Genomic DNA, 14287 nt, shown 5'->3' with positions numbered 1-14287 from the left:
CGGTTTCAGTGTTGGAACCGGCACCATGATGTCGACGATCACCTTCATCATGGGCTGACAGGCAAAGCGCTAGGGTCATCGAGAGAGCTAGAGAGGACAGTCGACGCATGGCCGACAGCAGTTTCGACATCGTCAGCAAGATCGACCATCAGGAGGCCGACAACGCGCTGAACCAGACGGTCAAGGAGATCGGGCACCGGTTCGACTTCAAGGGCACCGGCGCGAGCATCGCATGGTCCGGCGGCCAGAAGGCCGTCGAGATCAAGGCCAATAGCGAAGAGCGCGCCAACGCCGTCCTTGACGTGTTCAAGGAGAAGCTGATCAAGCGAGGCCTGTCTCTCAAGATCCTTGACCCGGGTGAGCCCAAGCTGTCCGGCAAGGACTACCGCCTCGTGGTCACCCTCAAGGAGGGCATCGACCAGGAGAGCGCCAAGAAGATCTCGAAGATCATCCGGGATGAGGGCCCCAAGGGCGTCAAGGCGCAGATCCAGGGTGACGAACTGCGCGTGAGCTCCAAGAAGCGGGACGAGCTCCAGGAGGTCATCGCCCTCCTCAAGGGCAAGGACCTGGACCTCGCCCTCCAGTTCACGAACTACCGTTAACCTGGCGGGCAATCAACGCTCTGACCTGGGGTCTTGTGATTCCCGTCTTGATCAGCGCACATCCAGGGCACACGGCCGGGGCCGGAGATCTCCTAAGCCCCGGCCGCTCCCCGCTCCGAGCGGTGCGGCCCGTCCGGTGCCACGAGATCTCCCTCGGAACGGCGGAAAGACCTCGGCCTCGCCATCCTGCTCATCCCGCGGAAGCCGACGTCCCGACCCGGCGGACGACGCCTACGCGGCCAGGCCGGCGAAGATGACGGCAAGTGTCCGTTCTTGCAGCTCCACGTCCCAGCCGCCCTGCAGGCGCCTTGGCAGACGCTCACCAGCAGAGCCATCACCTCGGGCCGGCCGACATCACCGCGTACCGTGCCCGCGGCCTGCGCCTGGCGCAACAGCTCACCCACCGCCTCGCCCAGCTGACCCACCGCCCCCGGGACGCTGACGCCGGCCAGGTCGACCACCGCGCGCTTGGTCGCCGCCTGCTCGACCAGTCGGCGGAAGAAGACGTGCAGGCCGTCCGCCCCACCAAGTGTCGCCGCCTCCTCCGCCAGCCGTGCCAGCAGGCGTTTCAGGATCGCCGCCAGCAGGTCGTCCTTGGTCGGGAAATGCCGGAAGACCGTGCCGATCGCCACGCCGGCCAGCCGGGCCACCTCCTCGGTGGACGCCGACGTACCGCGGTGCGCGAACACCTCCTCGGCCGCGTCAAGGATGCGTTCCCGGTTGCGCTGCGCATCCGCCCGCACGCCGACCCCCTTGGAAAATGAGTCTCGACTCATTATCTTAAGTCGAGTCGCTACTCATCTTATCCCGGAGGCAGGTATGACCCCACGCGAGGCCTTCGACCGCATGCGTGAGCGCTGGATCGCCAACGAGACCGTCTTCGACGACGAATCGCTCACCGAGGACGTCATTTTGGAGATGCCGTTCGCCGCGCCCGGACGGCCCAGCCGGGTCGAAGGCCGGACCGCGGTCCTGGCCTTCCGCTTCGACGACTGCCGCGCGCTGGCCGTACACGACACCACCGACCCCCGCACCATCGTCGTCGAGTACGAGCTGGCCGCGACGATGGCCACGACGGGAGTGTCCGCCGCGGCCCCGTTCGTCGGCGTGCTGACCGTCCGTGAGGGACGGATCGCCCGCTGGCGGGAGTATCAGAATCCGCTCGCGATCGCCTCCGCGCTGCAGACCACGGCGTCCTGAGCGCCGGCGCCCGCGGACGACCGCGGCGGAGCACAGCCGCCGCACTCAGGTCCCGGGCCACGGACTCACGCCCGTCCGCGGCCTCCAGAACTCAGAAGCCGGACCCCTGGGGTCTGTTCTCGGTTTGAAGCTTCAGGTGGGCCGAAGGCTTCGGACCGGAAGGCCGCTGCCGAGGAGCTCAGAGCAACCGTCTTTGCACGACGTCGGCGATGACCGCGATCACGACCTTGCCGACGGCTCCGGCGTCCGGTGGGCCGCCCTCCCTCTCGGCGAACAGCAGGTGCCCGGCCCCGATCAGCGGGAGCGCGAGCGCGTCGGCGTCGGTATCGACCGCGATGCGGCCCAGCTCGCACTCGTTGTCGAGGTAAGAGGAGATCATGGTCGCGGCCTCCGCAAGGACCGTGATGCCACGGCCCGGCCTGGCTTGGCGCAGCCGGACGCGCAGCTCGTCCCGGAAGATGACGAGACCGACGATCGCCACCGCGACCGGGTCGAACAGGTCCATCAGCGCGCCGGTGAGGTTGTCGCTCCCGGCGGCCTCGCGCAAGGCCGCGGCCTGATCGTCGATCCGGGCGATGCGCTCTTGCACGAGATCGACGAGGAAGGCGTCGAAGTCGGCGAAGTGCCGATGCAGGACACCCTTGGTGACGCCCGCCTCGGCGGCGACCGCACGCCTTCGAGCCTCACCTGGCTCCCGGAGGACGAGCAAGCTGAAGTGCTGGCAGGCGTCGGAGCCGCCGTCGACGCGATCGGGGGTGGCTTCACGATGCCTTGCACCACTATGGCGGTTACCGCGGCGCGAACCGGCGCTCTCCGGAGGTGACGTCATGGCCGCCCACGTGCGGAACGCCTTCACCCCCTTGCGGCCGCTTCGAGATGCCGACGGGATCGAGGTCCGGCTCCACCGCACGGTGCTCTACAACCCGATCTACCACGCGGAAGATGACCTCCTGGTCGACCTGCGCGCCTACGGCGCCCGAGCCCCCCGACGCGCCGGTCACTTATCTGACCCGCACCGAGACCGACAACACCGCGGTGATCTACCTCGGTAGCTTCTTCGAACGTGTCTGGACCGGCGCCGAACCACCCAGCCCGGAGTAGGCACCGGTCATCCCTGCAGGTCGACAGCGCTGATCACGGGGCAACCGAAGGTTTCTGAGAGCACCTCGCGCTGATGGTCCGTCAACGGGTTGAGGAAGACGACCGCCTCCACCCCGGTCATTTCGCAAGCCGACGCGATCTCTCGCGCCTTGCCTCCGCTCACCAGCGTGCGGGACGAATAGGGCCGGTCCATCGTCCTCACACCGCCGTCGGAGACGCCCCGGCGCTGCACGAAGCGGCCCACCACCCGGGCGCCGAGATTCCCGACCGCAGCGGCCAGTTCGTCCATGAGTACGGCGTACCGCTTCTGCTTGGCGGAGAAGTATCCGACGAGGAGAGCGTCCTTGCCTGCCAGGACCACGGGCGGAAGATGCGGCGCTCTCCCCCCGGTCCGGATCTTCCGCGGACGACGGTCCCGCTGCAGACGTCGATGCGGCTTCACGACCAACACGGTACCGAGCAGATGATCGATGTTCAGCCTGTCGTGCCAGACATCAACGTGGATCGAGACTCCGATCAAGATGTCAGGGCTCAGGACCTGGACGATGCTTTCCCCATCCAGGCGGTCGGACAAGACGAAGTAGCCCGAGAGCCAGGTCTCGCTCAGCCCGGCGGAGCGAGCCGCATCAGGAGGTTCTTGACGGGGTCGTCGAGATCGGCTTGGAGCAGTTCGTTGTTCACGCCGGGCCTGCAGCCCGGCAGGACGGTCACCCCGGCCGAAGGCCCGTCCGGATAGCCGAACGAGAGCCGGAACTCGTCGTGGGCGGTTCCTCGCCCAGCCACAGGGCCCGGCCGTCAGGGTAGGCGAACCGGATCAGGTAGCTCGTCGCCGTCCCGCCCATCAGCGTGCACGGGCGACGGCGGTCGCTGGCGGTCACCGGCACGTATCCCAGGTCGCGGGCCATCGCTCCGACCTGGTCCGTCAAGGTCCGAGACCCGGCCAGCCGTTCACCGCCCGGTCGTGTGTTGTCACCGGGATAGGCGCAGATCAACGCCTGGATCGGTGAGCCGGGCACCAGCGACTCGTCGGCTCCGTCGATGTCCGCGGCGGCGGGCACCCAGCCGCCGGGGCGCTCACCGCCCCAGCGTTGCGGGCAGGTGGCCGGCACCGGCGGCGATTCGTCCGCCGACCGGGCGAGCAGTACGGCCGTCGCACTCACCGCGACCACGGAGAGGACGGCGGCGACAGCGATCCGGCGGGTGGCCCTCACTGCGACGGCGGCCGTGACCCGACGGGTGCCCCTCGTTTCGACGGCGACGGCGATCCGGTGGGTGATCCTCATGATGCTGGGACGTCCGCCCCGCCTGATCGGTTCGACCGGCCGTCAGCCGGTGGCGAGCGAGTCCAGCACGTCCTGGGGCGCGGCACCGAGGCGCTCCCGCTGGGGGAATCGTCCCACCGGGACACGTGCGACCTCCTCGGCGGTGGCGTAGTCGATCACGGAGACGACGTCCTGGTTGCTGAGGGAGACGAAGCAGTGCCGGCCGTCCACGCTGGTGGCGGTCCAGTACGGCAGGCTGTCGGCGGTGTAGTGGCGATATCCGGCGACGGAGAGCGAGGGCCGGTCGACGATCGCCACGTAGTCGTCGATCGTGCCCGCCATGCAGAGCTTCCGCTCGTCCCCGGAGAGCGCCATGCCGTGGTGGGCGGAGTTCTGCGGGTAGGCGTCCGGGGACATGGACCGGGCCCTGTCGCTGAACGGCATGGTGACCGTGCGGACGGTCCTGCCGGTGTTCAGGTCGTACTCGATGAACCCGTTGAGGTAGGACAGCTGGGCGTACATGTACCTGTTGTCGGCGGTGAACACCGAGGGCCTCACACCGTAGGCGAATCGGTGGGTCCGCAGGACCCGGTGCGTCCGGGCGTCGACCACCGTCACCCGCTTGTCCCCTTTGAGGAGGTTCATCGCCCTGGGCAGCGAGGTGATGCCGATGCTCTGGTTGTACAGCAGCGTCCCGTCCGGGGAGTAGTCGTTGCCGTGCGGATAGGTCCCGGTCGGGAAGGAGGCGACGGGCCGCCCGTCGGCCGTGTCCAGGACCACCGCCTTGGCGGCGGTCAGCGCGGAGACGACGAACTCGGTGCCGTCCGGGGAGAGCGCGGCGTGGTCGGCCTTGAACCCTTCGATCTTGTGGCGCCACAGGATCCTGCGGGCCTTGACGTCGAAGGCGACCACGTCGGCGAGGTTGCCGCGGGAGACGTAGAGCGTCCGGCCGTCCGGGGAGAGCGCCATGTCGTCGACGAACTTCCGGTAGCCCTGCGCGGCGTTGACCGCCTCGTATCCGGCCCTCTCCACGGGGTTCATCGCCGCGAGCCGCTCCTGCAGGTCGGGAATCGCGTCGAGCGAGCCCAGGTTCTGGAAGGTGCGGCCGTCAATGAAGCTGACCGTGCCCGCCTGGGCGTTGCCGACCAGCAGCACGTCTCGCAGCGGCTCGGTGCGTGCCGTGCCCCAGGCCGCGTTCGTGCCGGCGAGGGTGACGGCGGCGGTGCTCACCGACGCGGCCAGCCGACGCAGGCGCCTGCGGAGAGCGGTGCGGGAGACAGCCATCCCCGATCCTTTCGACGGCCCCCGACATCAGACATGATCGGCAATTGTGTGTGATGCGTGTCACACTTAATAGCCGCCCCGGAGTCAAACTCCGGCCGCCGGACTGTCATCCGGCGACAATGCCGACATCACCTCCGCCGTGCGGGGACGGTCGGCGCGGGGACCGGCACGCCCGCAGGCCGGACTCCTTCAAGATCGAGTCCGGTCTCTGGACGTGGTGGTTGCCGGGCGGGTGAGCTCGGTTATCTTCCCTTTCATGGGGAAAATCCACGACAGAATCGACGACCGGCTGCGCGCGTTCATCGGAGCGCAGCCGGTCTACTTCGTCGCCACCGCTCCTGAGCAGGGCGGCCACGTCAACGTCTCCCCCAAGGGATACTCCGACACCTTCACCGTCATCGACGACACCACGGTCGCCTACCTCGATCTCGACGGCAGCGGCGTGGAGACCATCGCCCACCTCCGCCAGAACGGTCGCATCACGATCATGTTCTGCGCCTTCTCGGGCCCGCCCAACATCGTGCGCCTGTACGGCACGGGCCGCGTCGTCGTGCCGGAGGACCCCGGCTTCTCCGAACTGCTCGCGAGGTTCGGCCCGCATCCGGGCGTGAGATCGGTCATCGTCGTCGACTGCGACCGCATCGCCGACTCCTGCGGTTTCTCCGTCCCCTTCATGTCCTACGACCAGGACCGCACGCTGCTGGACGAATGGGCCCAGCGCAAGGACACCAAGGCCAAACGCGCCTACCGGGCCAAGAACAACCGCGAGAGCATCGACGGCATCCCCGGACTCTCACCGGAGGAGACCGACCCGGCCGTCCTGCACTCCTAGGGCTCCCGGTACGGAGCTCAGCGGCGGTAACCGGCCATGCGCTCCAGGCGGGCGACCCGTTCGGCGGTGGGCGGGTGGGTGGAGAACATCCGGCCGATCCCCGCACCCCGGAAGGGATTGGCGATCATGAGGTGCGAGGTCGAGGCGAGGCGGCCGTTCTCCGGGAGCGGGAGCTCCCTCGCACCCATCTCGATCTTCCGCAGCGCCGAGGCGAGTGCCAGCGGGTCACCGGTCAGCCGGGCGCCGACTCGTCCGCCTGGTACTCCCGGGAGCGGGAGATCGCCATCTGGATCATGCCGGCCGCCACCGGGCCGAGCACCATCATCAGCAGCGCGCCGAGGAAACCCGGCCCCTCGTCGTCGTCCCCGCCGCCGAAGAACATGCCGACGTAGCCGAGGTAGGTGATCATCGTGGCGAGTGCTCCGGCCACCGAGGAGATCAGGATGTCCCGGTTGTAGACGTGCGACAGCTCGTGGCCGATGACCCCGCGCAGCTCCCGTTCGTCGAGGAGCCGGGTGATGCCGTAGGTGACGCAGACCGCGGCGTTGCGCGGGTTGCGTCCGGTGGCGAAGGCGTTGGGCTGCATGGTCGGAGAGACGTAGAGCCGCGGCATGGGCTGGCGGGCCTCGGTGGAGAGCTCGCGCACGATCCGGTAGAGGACCGGCTGCTCGACCTCTCCCACCGGCCGGGCACGCATCGCGGACAGCGCGATCCGGTCGGAGAGGAAGTAGGAGACGCCGTTGCCCAGCAGGGCGATCACGACCGCGATCTGTACGCCGACGCCGCCTCCCAGCCACGCCCCCACCGCGATGATCACCGCGGACAGCGCGCCCAGAAGGATCGCGGTGCGCAGACCGTTGTGCCGCACGACATCTCCCGCCCGGTTGACGCTGGTTCCTACAGTGACGTTGATGCTGGTTCTGCAGTGACAACGTCTCCGGCCTGGCCGAGCGTTCCCCGGAACGCTCAGCGCGAGGCGAGCAGGAACCCCGGCACCAGGTCGAGCACCGCCTGCGGGGCCGCCGAGAAGGCCACCGCGGCGATGCCGGACAGGACGATCGCCACGCCCACGGGCAGCCATCCGGCACGCGAGCCGGGCGCCCCACCGGTCTCATCGGACGCCGCCCGATTCTCATCCGGCGTCCCGGAGACGGCATCGGGGGCCCGCTCGGCGCCAGACGTTCTGGTGGCGGCACCCGGCGGCTCGGTGGTCGTGCCGGTCCCGTCGGCGGCCGGCACTCGGGCCGCGGCCGGGGTGAGGATCCGCGCGGCCCAGGTGACGTAGTAGTAGAGGCCGATCACGGTGTTGACCGCCATCACGGCGACCAGCCATGCCCCGCCGCCGTCGACGATCTCCCGGAAAACCACGATCTTGGCGAACAGCCCGGCCAGGCCCGGCGGCAGTCCGGCCAGGCAGATCAGGAAGAACACCAGCGACAGGCCCGCCACGGGACTGCGGAAGGCCAGTCCCCGGTAGCCGTCGATCCCCTCCTGCCCGTCCCGCCTCGACACGAGCATGACCACGGCGAACGCCCCCAGGTTCATCGCGGCGTAGAACACCAGGTAGGCGATCGAGGCGTTCGCCGCCTCGCGGGTCTGGACGCCGAGGGGGGCGAGGATGTAGCCGGACTGGGCCACGGACGACCAGGCGAGCAGGCGGACCGCGTGGCGCTGCCGGAGGGCCAGGAGGTTCCCGGCGGTCATGGTCAGCGCCGCCACGATCGCGATGATCGGAGCCCAGACCGCCGCCTGGGCGGGCAGGGCCGCGACCAGGATGAGGATCAGGCCCGCGAACCCCGCGGCCTTGGAGATCACCGAGAGCAGTGCGGCGACCGGGACCGGCGCCCCCTGGTAGACGTCCGCGGCCCACGCGTGGAACGGCACCGCCGCGACCTTGAAGGCGAATCCCGCCAGGACCAGCACCATGGCCACGGTGAGCACGGGCGGCAGGTCATAGAAGATCTGCAGCGAGGAGGCGTAGGCCTGCCCGTTCTCCTCCACCGGAGCGGGAGCCGCGCCGGACCACGGCGTGTACCGCCGCAGGGCGTGCGCCATCCGGTCGAGGTGGACGGTCCCGGTCACGCCATAGAGCAGGGAGACCCCGAAGAGCATCACCGCCGTGGAGACCACCGAGACCAGGAAGAGCTTGACCGCGGCCTCCGAGGCGCGGCCGTCGTAGCGTCTCAGCGCCGTGAGCGCGAAGACCGGCAGGGACACCAGCTCCAGGGCGACCACCAGCATGACCAGGTCGCGGGCCGCGGGCAGGGCCACCGCGCCGGTCAGCACGCAGAGCAGCAGGAAGTGCCACTCCCCGGCGGGGACGTCGGTTCCGGAAGAGATCTCCGCCATCGACAGCAGCACCACCACGACCCCGGCCGCCAGCGCGAGTCCCGCGAAGACGAGCGTGAAGCCGTCCACCACGAACGAGCAGGAGGGGCCCCCGGCGACGGCGGGCATGTCCCCCACCGGGGATCCGCCGCCCACCGGCCCGGACGGGATGAGCCCGCTCTGGGAGGGCCCGGCCAGGCCTTCGGGCACGCAGAAGGTCCGCAGGGGGGCACCGGTGCGCAGGGCCTGCGTCACGACCACGCCCAGCGCCCCGAGCACCCCGGCCATCGTCACCGCGCCCAGCAGCGGCCGGGAGTACGGCCTGCGGGGCAGGAAGGCGTCCAGGAGCAGGACGAGCCCCGCGGTCAGCGCGAGGATCAGCGGCGGCGCGATCGCGTAGTGGTCGATCGACTGGATCACGGGCCCCACGAAGGTCCGGACCACCGGGTCGGTGATGAGCAGCAGGGCCTTCGGCCAGAGGCCGAACAGCAGGATCAGTCCGATCAGGGGTGTCCAGGCGGCCACCTCGTAGGCCCTGACGTCCCGGATCCCCCCTCCGCCACCACCGCCGTCTCCGGGGCCGGGGCCCTCATCGGTGCTTCCGCCGGGACCGGTGCCTCCACCGGTGCCCTCGCTGAGAGTGATGCCTCCACCCGTGCTCCCGCCGGGGCCGGCCAGCACCGGGGCGTGGACGGTCTCGGTGGGGCGGCCGTGCGTGACGCGCGAGAGCATCATCAGGAAGTAGGCGGCGGTGAGCACGGTGCCGAGGCCGCCGACGGCCATGAAGGTCAGGAAGAGCGGGCGGGACAGGCCGGGAGCGGGCTCGAAGGCGCCGAGCAGGGCGAGCATCTCCCCCCAGAAGCCTGCCAGGCCGGGCAGTCCGAGGGAGGCGACGCAGGCGAAGGTCAGCACGGATCCGAGATGCGGCAGCCGTAGCAGCAGGCCTCCGCCGAGCGTGGGCATGTCGGCGGTGCCGTACCGCTCCTTGACCGCTCCGGCGACGAAGAACAGCAGGCCGGTGATCAGGCCGTGCGCGATGTTGCCGAACAGGGCGGCGTTGACCCCGACCGGGGTGAGCGTGGCGAAGCCGAGCAGCACGAAGCCCATGTGGCCGATCGAGGAGTAGGCGATCATCCGCTTGAGGTCGCGCTGGGCCAGGCACGCGAGCGAGCCGTAGACGATGCCGACCACCGCGAGTGCGCCGAGCCAGGGGGCGACGGCGGCGGCGCCGTCGGGCAGGACCGGGATCGCGATGCGGGCGAAGCCGTAGGTGCCCATCTTGAGCAGCACGCCGGCGAGCAGCACGGAACCGACCGTGGGCGCCTCGGTGTGGGCGTCCGGCAACCAGGTGTGCAGCGGCCACATCGGAGTCTTGACCGCTAGCCCGGCGCCGATCGCCAGGAAGGCGATGATCTGCACGGCCCGGGACATCCCGGTGCCCTGCGCCCCGGCGAGGGCGACCATGTCCAGAGTGCCGGTCTGCGCCCAGACGAGCAGCAGGCCGACGAGGAGCACGACCGAGCCGAGCAGCGTGTAGAGGATGAACTTGGTCGCCGCCGCGCGCCGGCCGCGCCCCAGACGGCGATCACGAAGTACATCGGGATGAGGACGATCTCGAAGAAGACGAAGAAGAGCAGCAGGTCGAGCGCGAGGAACGTGCCGATCATGCCGACTTCGAGGACCAGCAGGGTGAACACCAGGGCCCGGGGGCGGTTGCCGCCCGGCCGGGGCCGCAGCAGCTGCCCGGGGCCGTCGGAGCGGCCCCAGCACAGGTAGACGAAGCACAGGAAGGTCAGCAGCGCGGTCAGCACGACCAGCGGGAGCGAGATCCCGTCGACGCCGAGGTGGAAACGGAGGTCCAGCCCGGGGATCCAGGCGAGGTCGGTCGTGAACTGCACGCGTGCGGGGTCGGTGTGGTCGAACCCGGCCGCCAGCATCACCGCCAGCAGGAACGTGATCCCGGAGACGGTCAGCCCGTGTAGCCTCAGCAGCCGTCCCCTGGCCGCCGCGTCCGCCGGGAGCGGCGCCAGCAGCGCGGCGGCCCCGGCCAGCGGCACCGCGAGAAGCGCGATCGGCACCCAGCTCATCGGCACACCGCCTCCCGGCGGATCGGGAGCGGACATACCTGGCGAATCGGGAGCAGCCCCGCCCGGGGAGTCGGGAGCGGGCATACCCGGCGAATCGGGAGCAGCCCCGCCCGGGGAGTCGGGAGCGGACATACCCTGTGGACCGGGAGCAGCCCCGCCGCGCCGGTCTCCTGTGCCAGGAGGGAACTCATCCGAACACCACCGCCCCGACCGCGATGAGCAGCACGCCCGCGAGCAGGCCCGTCAGGTAGAGCTGCAGGTTGCCGTTCTGCGCCGACCGCATCAGGCCCGACAGTCCGAGGGTCGCCCGGCCGGAACCGCGCACCGCGCCGTCCACCGCCCGGTCGTCGGTGCGGACGACCAGTCCGGCGAGGGCGAGGACCGGGCGGACGAACAGCGCCCGGTAGGCGGAGTCGATGGAGAAGGCCCGCTCGCAGGGGACCCGGAAGGGGCCGAGCAGGCGGGCGGGGTCGGCCCGCGGGTCGCTGCGCCACATCGCGTAGACCGCCCCGGCGCCCAGCAGCGCCACCGCGACGCTCAGCGCGGCGGTGCCCCAGTGCACGCCGGCGGTACCGGCGAAGCCCAGCAGGAGGGCGGGCACCGCGAGCACCAGGATCGGCCGGCGCATGGTGGCCGGAGCCTCGTGGACGTCGATCACGTGGGCCGTGCCGGGAGCCGGCTCGGGAAGGGCGACCGCGGGACGCTCCCCGAAGAAGGTGCGCAGCCAGGCGCGGGTGGCGTAGGCGCCGGTCACCGCGACCGTGGCCAGGGCGCTGCCGTACAGCAGCAGGGCGGCGGCGTCGGTGAGCGGCCCGTGCGAGACGGCCCGCTCGACGGCGACCAGGACCTCGTCCTTGCTGAAGAAGCCGCTGGTCGGCGGGAGGCCTACCAGGGCCGCGAAGCCGATCGTCATCGCCGCGAAGGTGACGGGCAGTTCCCGGCGCAGGCCGCCCATCGCGCTCATCAGGTTGGAGCCGACCGCGTGGATGACCGCTCCCGCGCAGAGGAAGAGCAGGGCCTTGAAGGCGCCGTGGGTGATCAGGTGGAAGACCGCGGCTTCGTCGGAATCCGCGGCCAGCGCCGCCGCCATGTAGGCGAGCTGGCTGATCGTGGAGTAGGCCAGGACCCGTTTGAGGTCGTCCTGGGCGAGGGCCGCGAGGGCGGCGCCGAGCATGCCGAGGGCGGCCAGGACGGCGAGGACGTTCAGGGTGAGGTCCGCGAGGACGAAGAGCGTGTGCAGCCGGACGACGACGAAGATCCCGGCGGCGACCATGGTGGCCGCGTGGATGAGGGCGCTGATGGGAGTCGGACCGGCCATCGCGTCGGGAAGCCAGGTGTGCAGCGGGGCCTGGGCGCTCTTGCCCGCCACTCCCGCGAGGATCAGCATCGTCGCGATGGTCAGCGTGCTGACGGGCATCGCCGTGCCCGTGCCCCCCGCATCGACGGGCGAGATGTTCATGGCCGCGGCGAGGACGTCGTCGATCCTGAAACTGCCGGCGGCCGTGCCGAGCACGAAGACGCCGAACAGGAAGCCGACGTCGCCTACGCGGGTGACCAGGAACGCCTTGACCGCCGCCCGGGAGTTGGCGCGGTCCTCCCACCAGTGGCCGATCAGCAGGTAGGAGCAGAGGCCCATGACCTCCCAGCCCACGTAGAGGACGAGGAGGTCGGCGGCGTAGACGACCAGCAGCATCGCGGCGGTGAACAGGCTGATGAACGCGCTGTAGGACGGGTAGCGGCGGTCGCCGCGCAGATAGCCGATCGAGTAGACCTGCACGGTGAGCGCGACGACGGTGACCAGGACCGCGATGGCCGTGGACAGGCCGTCGAGCTGGAGGCCGAGGGAGATCGGCACCGAGCCCGTCTCCACGACGGTGAGCGTCCCGGTGACGGAGGGGACGTCGGATGCGTCCGCGAACGGGAACGGCGCTCCCCCCTCGTCGCCGAACCGCGTCCAGTGGGTGTAGGCCAGCCAGGCCGTGAGGGCGGTGGAGGCGGCGGTGGGGACGACGGCGATCCAGGCGGCCCGGCGGTTCGCGGCCGTGTCGGCGGGTCCGCCCCGGGCGTGCCCCGGCCAGCGCGATCCCAGCAGCGCCACGACCGCGGACAGGAACGGCAGGGCGACGGCGAGGGCGGCGAGGGCGATCACGGCGTCACCGTCCCGGGATCCTCGCCGATGCCGTCACGGTCCGGTGCCGGGGCACCGGACGCGGTCGTGAGGGTCGTGAGGGCTTCGAAGCGGGACGCCCCGGCGGGAGCTCCCGGCGCGGGGGCGCCGGGTTCGGGACCGTCTGAACCGGGGGCGCCGGGTTCGGGACCGCCCGGACCGGAGGCATCGCTGCCGGGACCGTCCGGACCGGAGGCGCCGTCCGGAACGGGGGCGCCGGGTTCGGCCAGGGCGCGCAGGCGGTCGAGGTCGACGGTCCGGCGGTTGCGGTAGAGCGCGAGGATGATCGCGAGGCCGAGGCCGACCTCGGCGGCGGCGATCACGATGACGAAGAGCGTGAGGACCTGGCCGCCGTGGAGCCGGTCGCGCAGCCAGACGTCGAAGGCGACCAGGTTGAGGTTGACCGCGTTGAGCATGAGCTCGACGGACATCAGGACGAGGATGGTGTTGCGGCGGGCGAGCACGCCGTACACACCGATGGAGAACAGCAGCGCCGAGACGACCGCCGGATAGACGATGTGCACGTCACCGCCTCCCGTGGATGTCGGTGCGGGAGATGACGATGGCTCCGATCAGCGCGGCCAGCAGCAGGACCGAGAGCGCCTCGAAGGGGAGCACCCAGGTGCGGAAGATGCTGGAGCCGAGCTCATCCGCCGAACCGCGGCCCGGCTCCAGAGGGGCGTAGGCCGTGTGGAAGCCGTCGACGACCACGGTGACCAGGACGGCGGCGGTCGCGAGGGCGACGACCGCGGCGGCGACCCTGTTGCCGCTGTCGAGGTCGGCGGCCCTCCCGATCGGGGCGCGGGTGAGCATGATGCCGAACAGGAGCAGGACGACGACGGCCCCGACGTAGATCAGCACCTGGACCCACGCCACGAACTCGGCCGTCAGGACCAGATAGCACCCGGCGAGCGCGCCGAAGCAGACGACCAGCCAGAGCGCGGCGTGGACGAGCTGCCGAGTGGTCACGACCAGCAGCGCCGAACCGACGGCCAGCACTCCCAGGAGGAGGAAGACGACCTCCTGCCCGGTCGGCGACAGGTAGGACGGCACCGCCTGCGTCATGACTCCTCCTCACCGCCGCCCGGGTCCGTGGTGGAAGTCTCCCCCGGTCCGCCCTTCGCCGGAGGCCCGCCGCTCCCGCCTGTGGACGGATCCCCGCCGGACGGCCCACCTGTGGACGGGCCTTCCGGGGATCCTCCCTCGGGCGGGCCTTCCTTCTTCGGGAGCGCCCCCGGCGGTCTGATCGCCCGGACGCTGGCGTGCCTGGCCGATGCCCTGCGCCTCGGCCGCTCCGCTCCCTCCGCCCGCGCGGGACCGGGCCCGGCAGGAGGCTCCGCGGCGGGACCGGGTTCGACGGGGGGGGCCGACGGGGGGATTCGGCAGGGGATTCTGCGGCGGGCTCGGCCTGTGGCCGGGGCCGG

Annotated in this window: 12 protein-coding genes and 2 pseudogenes; 4 read left to right on the top strand and 10 right to left on the bottom strand. The window is 70.7% G+C overall.

Going from position 1 to position 14287, the window contains the following annotated elements; genetic code table 11:
* Positions 1–107: 107 nt before the first annotated feature.
* A complete protein-coding gene (locus ACWJ6R_RS01565) occupies positions 108–602 on the top strand; it encodes a YajQ family cyclic di-GMP-binding protein (RefSeq protein WP_189237025.1) in 495 nt (164 codons plus the stop codon).
* Between the two features lie 92 nt (positions 603–694).
* Here the strand turns inward: ACWJ6R_RS01565 and ACWJ6R_RS01560 are convergent, their stop codons facing one another.
* Entirely contained in the window at positions 695–1345 is a 651-nt protein-coding gene (locus tag ACWJ6R_RS01560; RefSeq protein WP_449060473.1) for a TetR/AcrR family transcriptional regulator, read from the bottom strand.
* Positions 1346–1421: 76 nt separating this feature from the next.
* On the opposite strand from ACWJ6R_RS01560, the gene ACWJ6R_RS01555 reads away from it, so the two are divergent.
* A complete protein-coding gene (locus ACWJ6R_RS01555; protein WP_449060472.1) occupies positions 1422–1802 on the top strand; it encodes a nuclear transport factor 2 family protein in 381 nt (126 codons plus the stop codon).
* 178 nt (positions 1803–1980) lie between these two features.
* Here the strand turns inward: ACWJ6R_RS01555 and ACWJ6R_RS01550 are convergent, their stop codons facing one another.
* Entirely contained in the window at positions 1981–2511 is a 531-nt protein-coding gene (locus tag ACWJ6R_RS01550; RefSeq protein ID WP_449060471.1) for a TetR/AcrR family transcriptional regulator, read from the bottom strand.
* Positions 2512–2744: 233 nt separating this feature from the next.
* Here ACWJ6R_RS01550 and ACWJ6R_RS01545 point away from each other — a divergent pair, with 233 nt between their 5' ends.
* Positions 2745–2903, top strand: coding sequence for a hypothetical protein (locus ACWJ6R_RS01545; protein ID WP_449060470.1), 159 nt, complete (start codon positions 2745–2747; stop codon positions 2901–2903).
* 7 nt (positions 2904–2910) lie between these two features.
* Here the strand turns inward: ACWJ6R_RS01545 and ACWJ6R_RS01540 are convergent, their stop codons facing one another.
* The 3 genes from ACWJ6R_RS01540 to ACWJ6R_RS01530 form a co-directional block, all read right to left on the bottom strand.
* Positions 2911–3477, bottom strand: coding sequence for an HflX-like GTP-binding protein (locus ACWJ6R_RS01540; protein ID WP_449060469.1), 567 nt, complete (start codon positions 3475–3477; stop codon positions 2911–2913).
* 133 nt (positions 3478–3610) lie between these two features.
* Positions 3611–4186 carry a hypothetical protein gene (locus ACWJ6R_RS01535; protein WP_449060468.1) on the bottom strand — a complete coding sequence of 192 codons (576 nt, stop codon included), beginning with the start codon at positions 4184–4186 and terminating at the stop codon, positions 3611–3613.
* Positions 4187–4228: 42 nt separating this feature from the next.
* Positions 4229–5449 carry a YncE family protein gene (locus ACWJ6R_RS01530; protein WP_449060467.1) on the bottom strand — a complete coding sequence of 407 codons (1221 nt, stop codon included), beginning with the start codon at positions 5447–5449 and terminating at the stop codon, positions 4229–4231.
* Positions 5450–5705: 256 nt separating this feature from the next.
* On the opposite strand from ACWJ6R_RS01530, the gene ACWJ6R_RS01525 reads away from it, so the two are divergent.
* On the top strand, positions 5706–6281 hold the full coding sequence (locus ACWJ6R_RS01525) for a pyridoxamine 5'-phosphate oxidase family protein (protein WP_449060466.1): 576 nt from the start codon (positions 5706–5708) through the stop codon (positions 6279–6281).
* A 17-nt stretch (positions 6282–6298) separates the two neighbouring features.
* On the opposite strand, the pseudogene htpX reads toward ACWJ6R_RS01525, so the two are convergent.
* The 5 genes and pseudogenes from htpX to ACWJ6R_RS01500 all read right to left on the bottom strand — a co-directional run bounded on the left by htpX (position 6299) and on the right by ACWJ6R_RS01500 (position 13928).
* Positions 6299–7149: pseudogene (gene htpX, locus ACWJ6R_RS01520) on the bottom strand (zinc metalloprotease HtpX).
* Positions 7150–7247: 98 nt separating this feature from the next.
* Positions 7248–10124, bottom strand: coding sequence for an NADH-quinone oxidoreductase subunit M (locus ACWJ6R_RS01515; protein WP_449060465.1), 2877 nt, complete (start codon positions 10122–10124; stop codon positions 7248–7250).
* Positions 10125–10883: 759 nt separating this feature from the next.
* Positions 10884–12845, bottom strand: coding sequence for an NADH-quinone oxidoreductase subunit 5 family protein (locus ACWJ6R_RS01510; protein WP_449060464.1), 1962 nt, complete (start codon positions 12843–12845; stop codon positions 10884–10886).
* Between the two features lie 239 nt (positions 12846–13084).
* Positions 13085–13387: pseudogene (nuoK, locus tag ACWJ6R_RS01505) on the bottom strand (NADH-quinone oxidoreductase subunit NuoK); the annotation flags it as partial.
* A 1-nt stretch (position 13388) separates the two neighbouring features.
* Positions 13389–13928, bottom strand: a complete 540-nt coding sequence (locus ACWJ6R_RS01500) for an NADH-quinone oxidoreductase subunit J family protein (protein ID WP_449060463.1) — start codon at positions 13926–13928, stop codon at positions 13389–13391.
* Positions 13929–14287: the final 359 nt, after the last annotated feature.

This window comes from Planomonospora algeriensis (genome assembly GCF_977012225.1).
The sequence above is the reverse complement of the archived record's forward strand: the minus strand, read 5'-3'. Positions and strand labels throughout refer to the sequence as shown.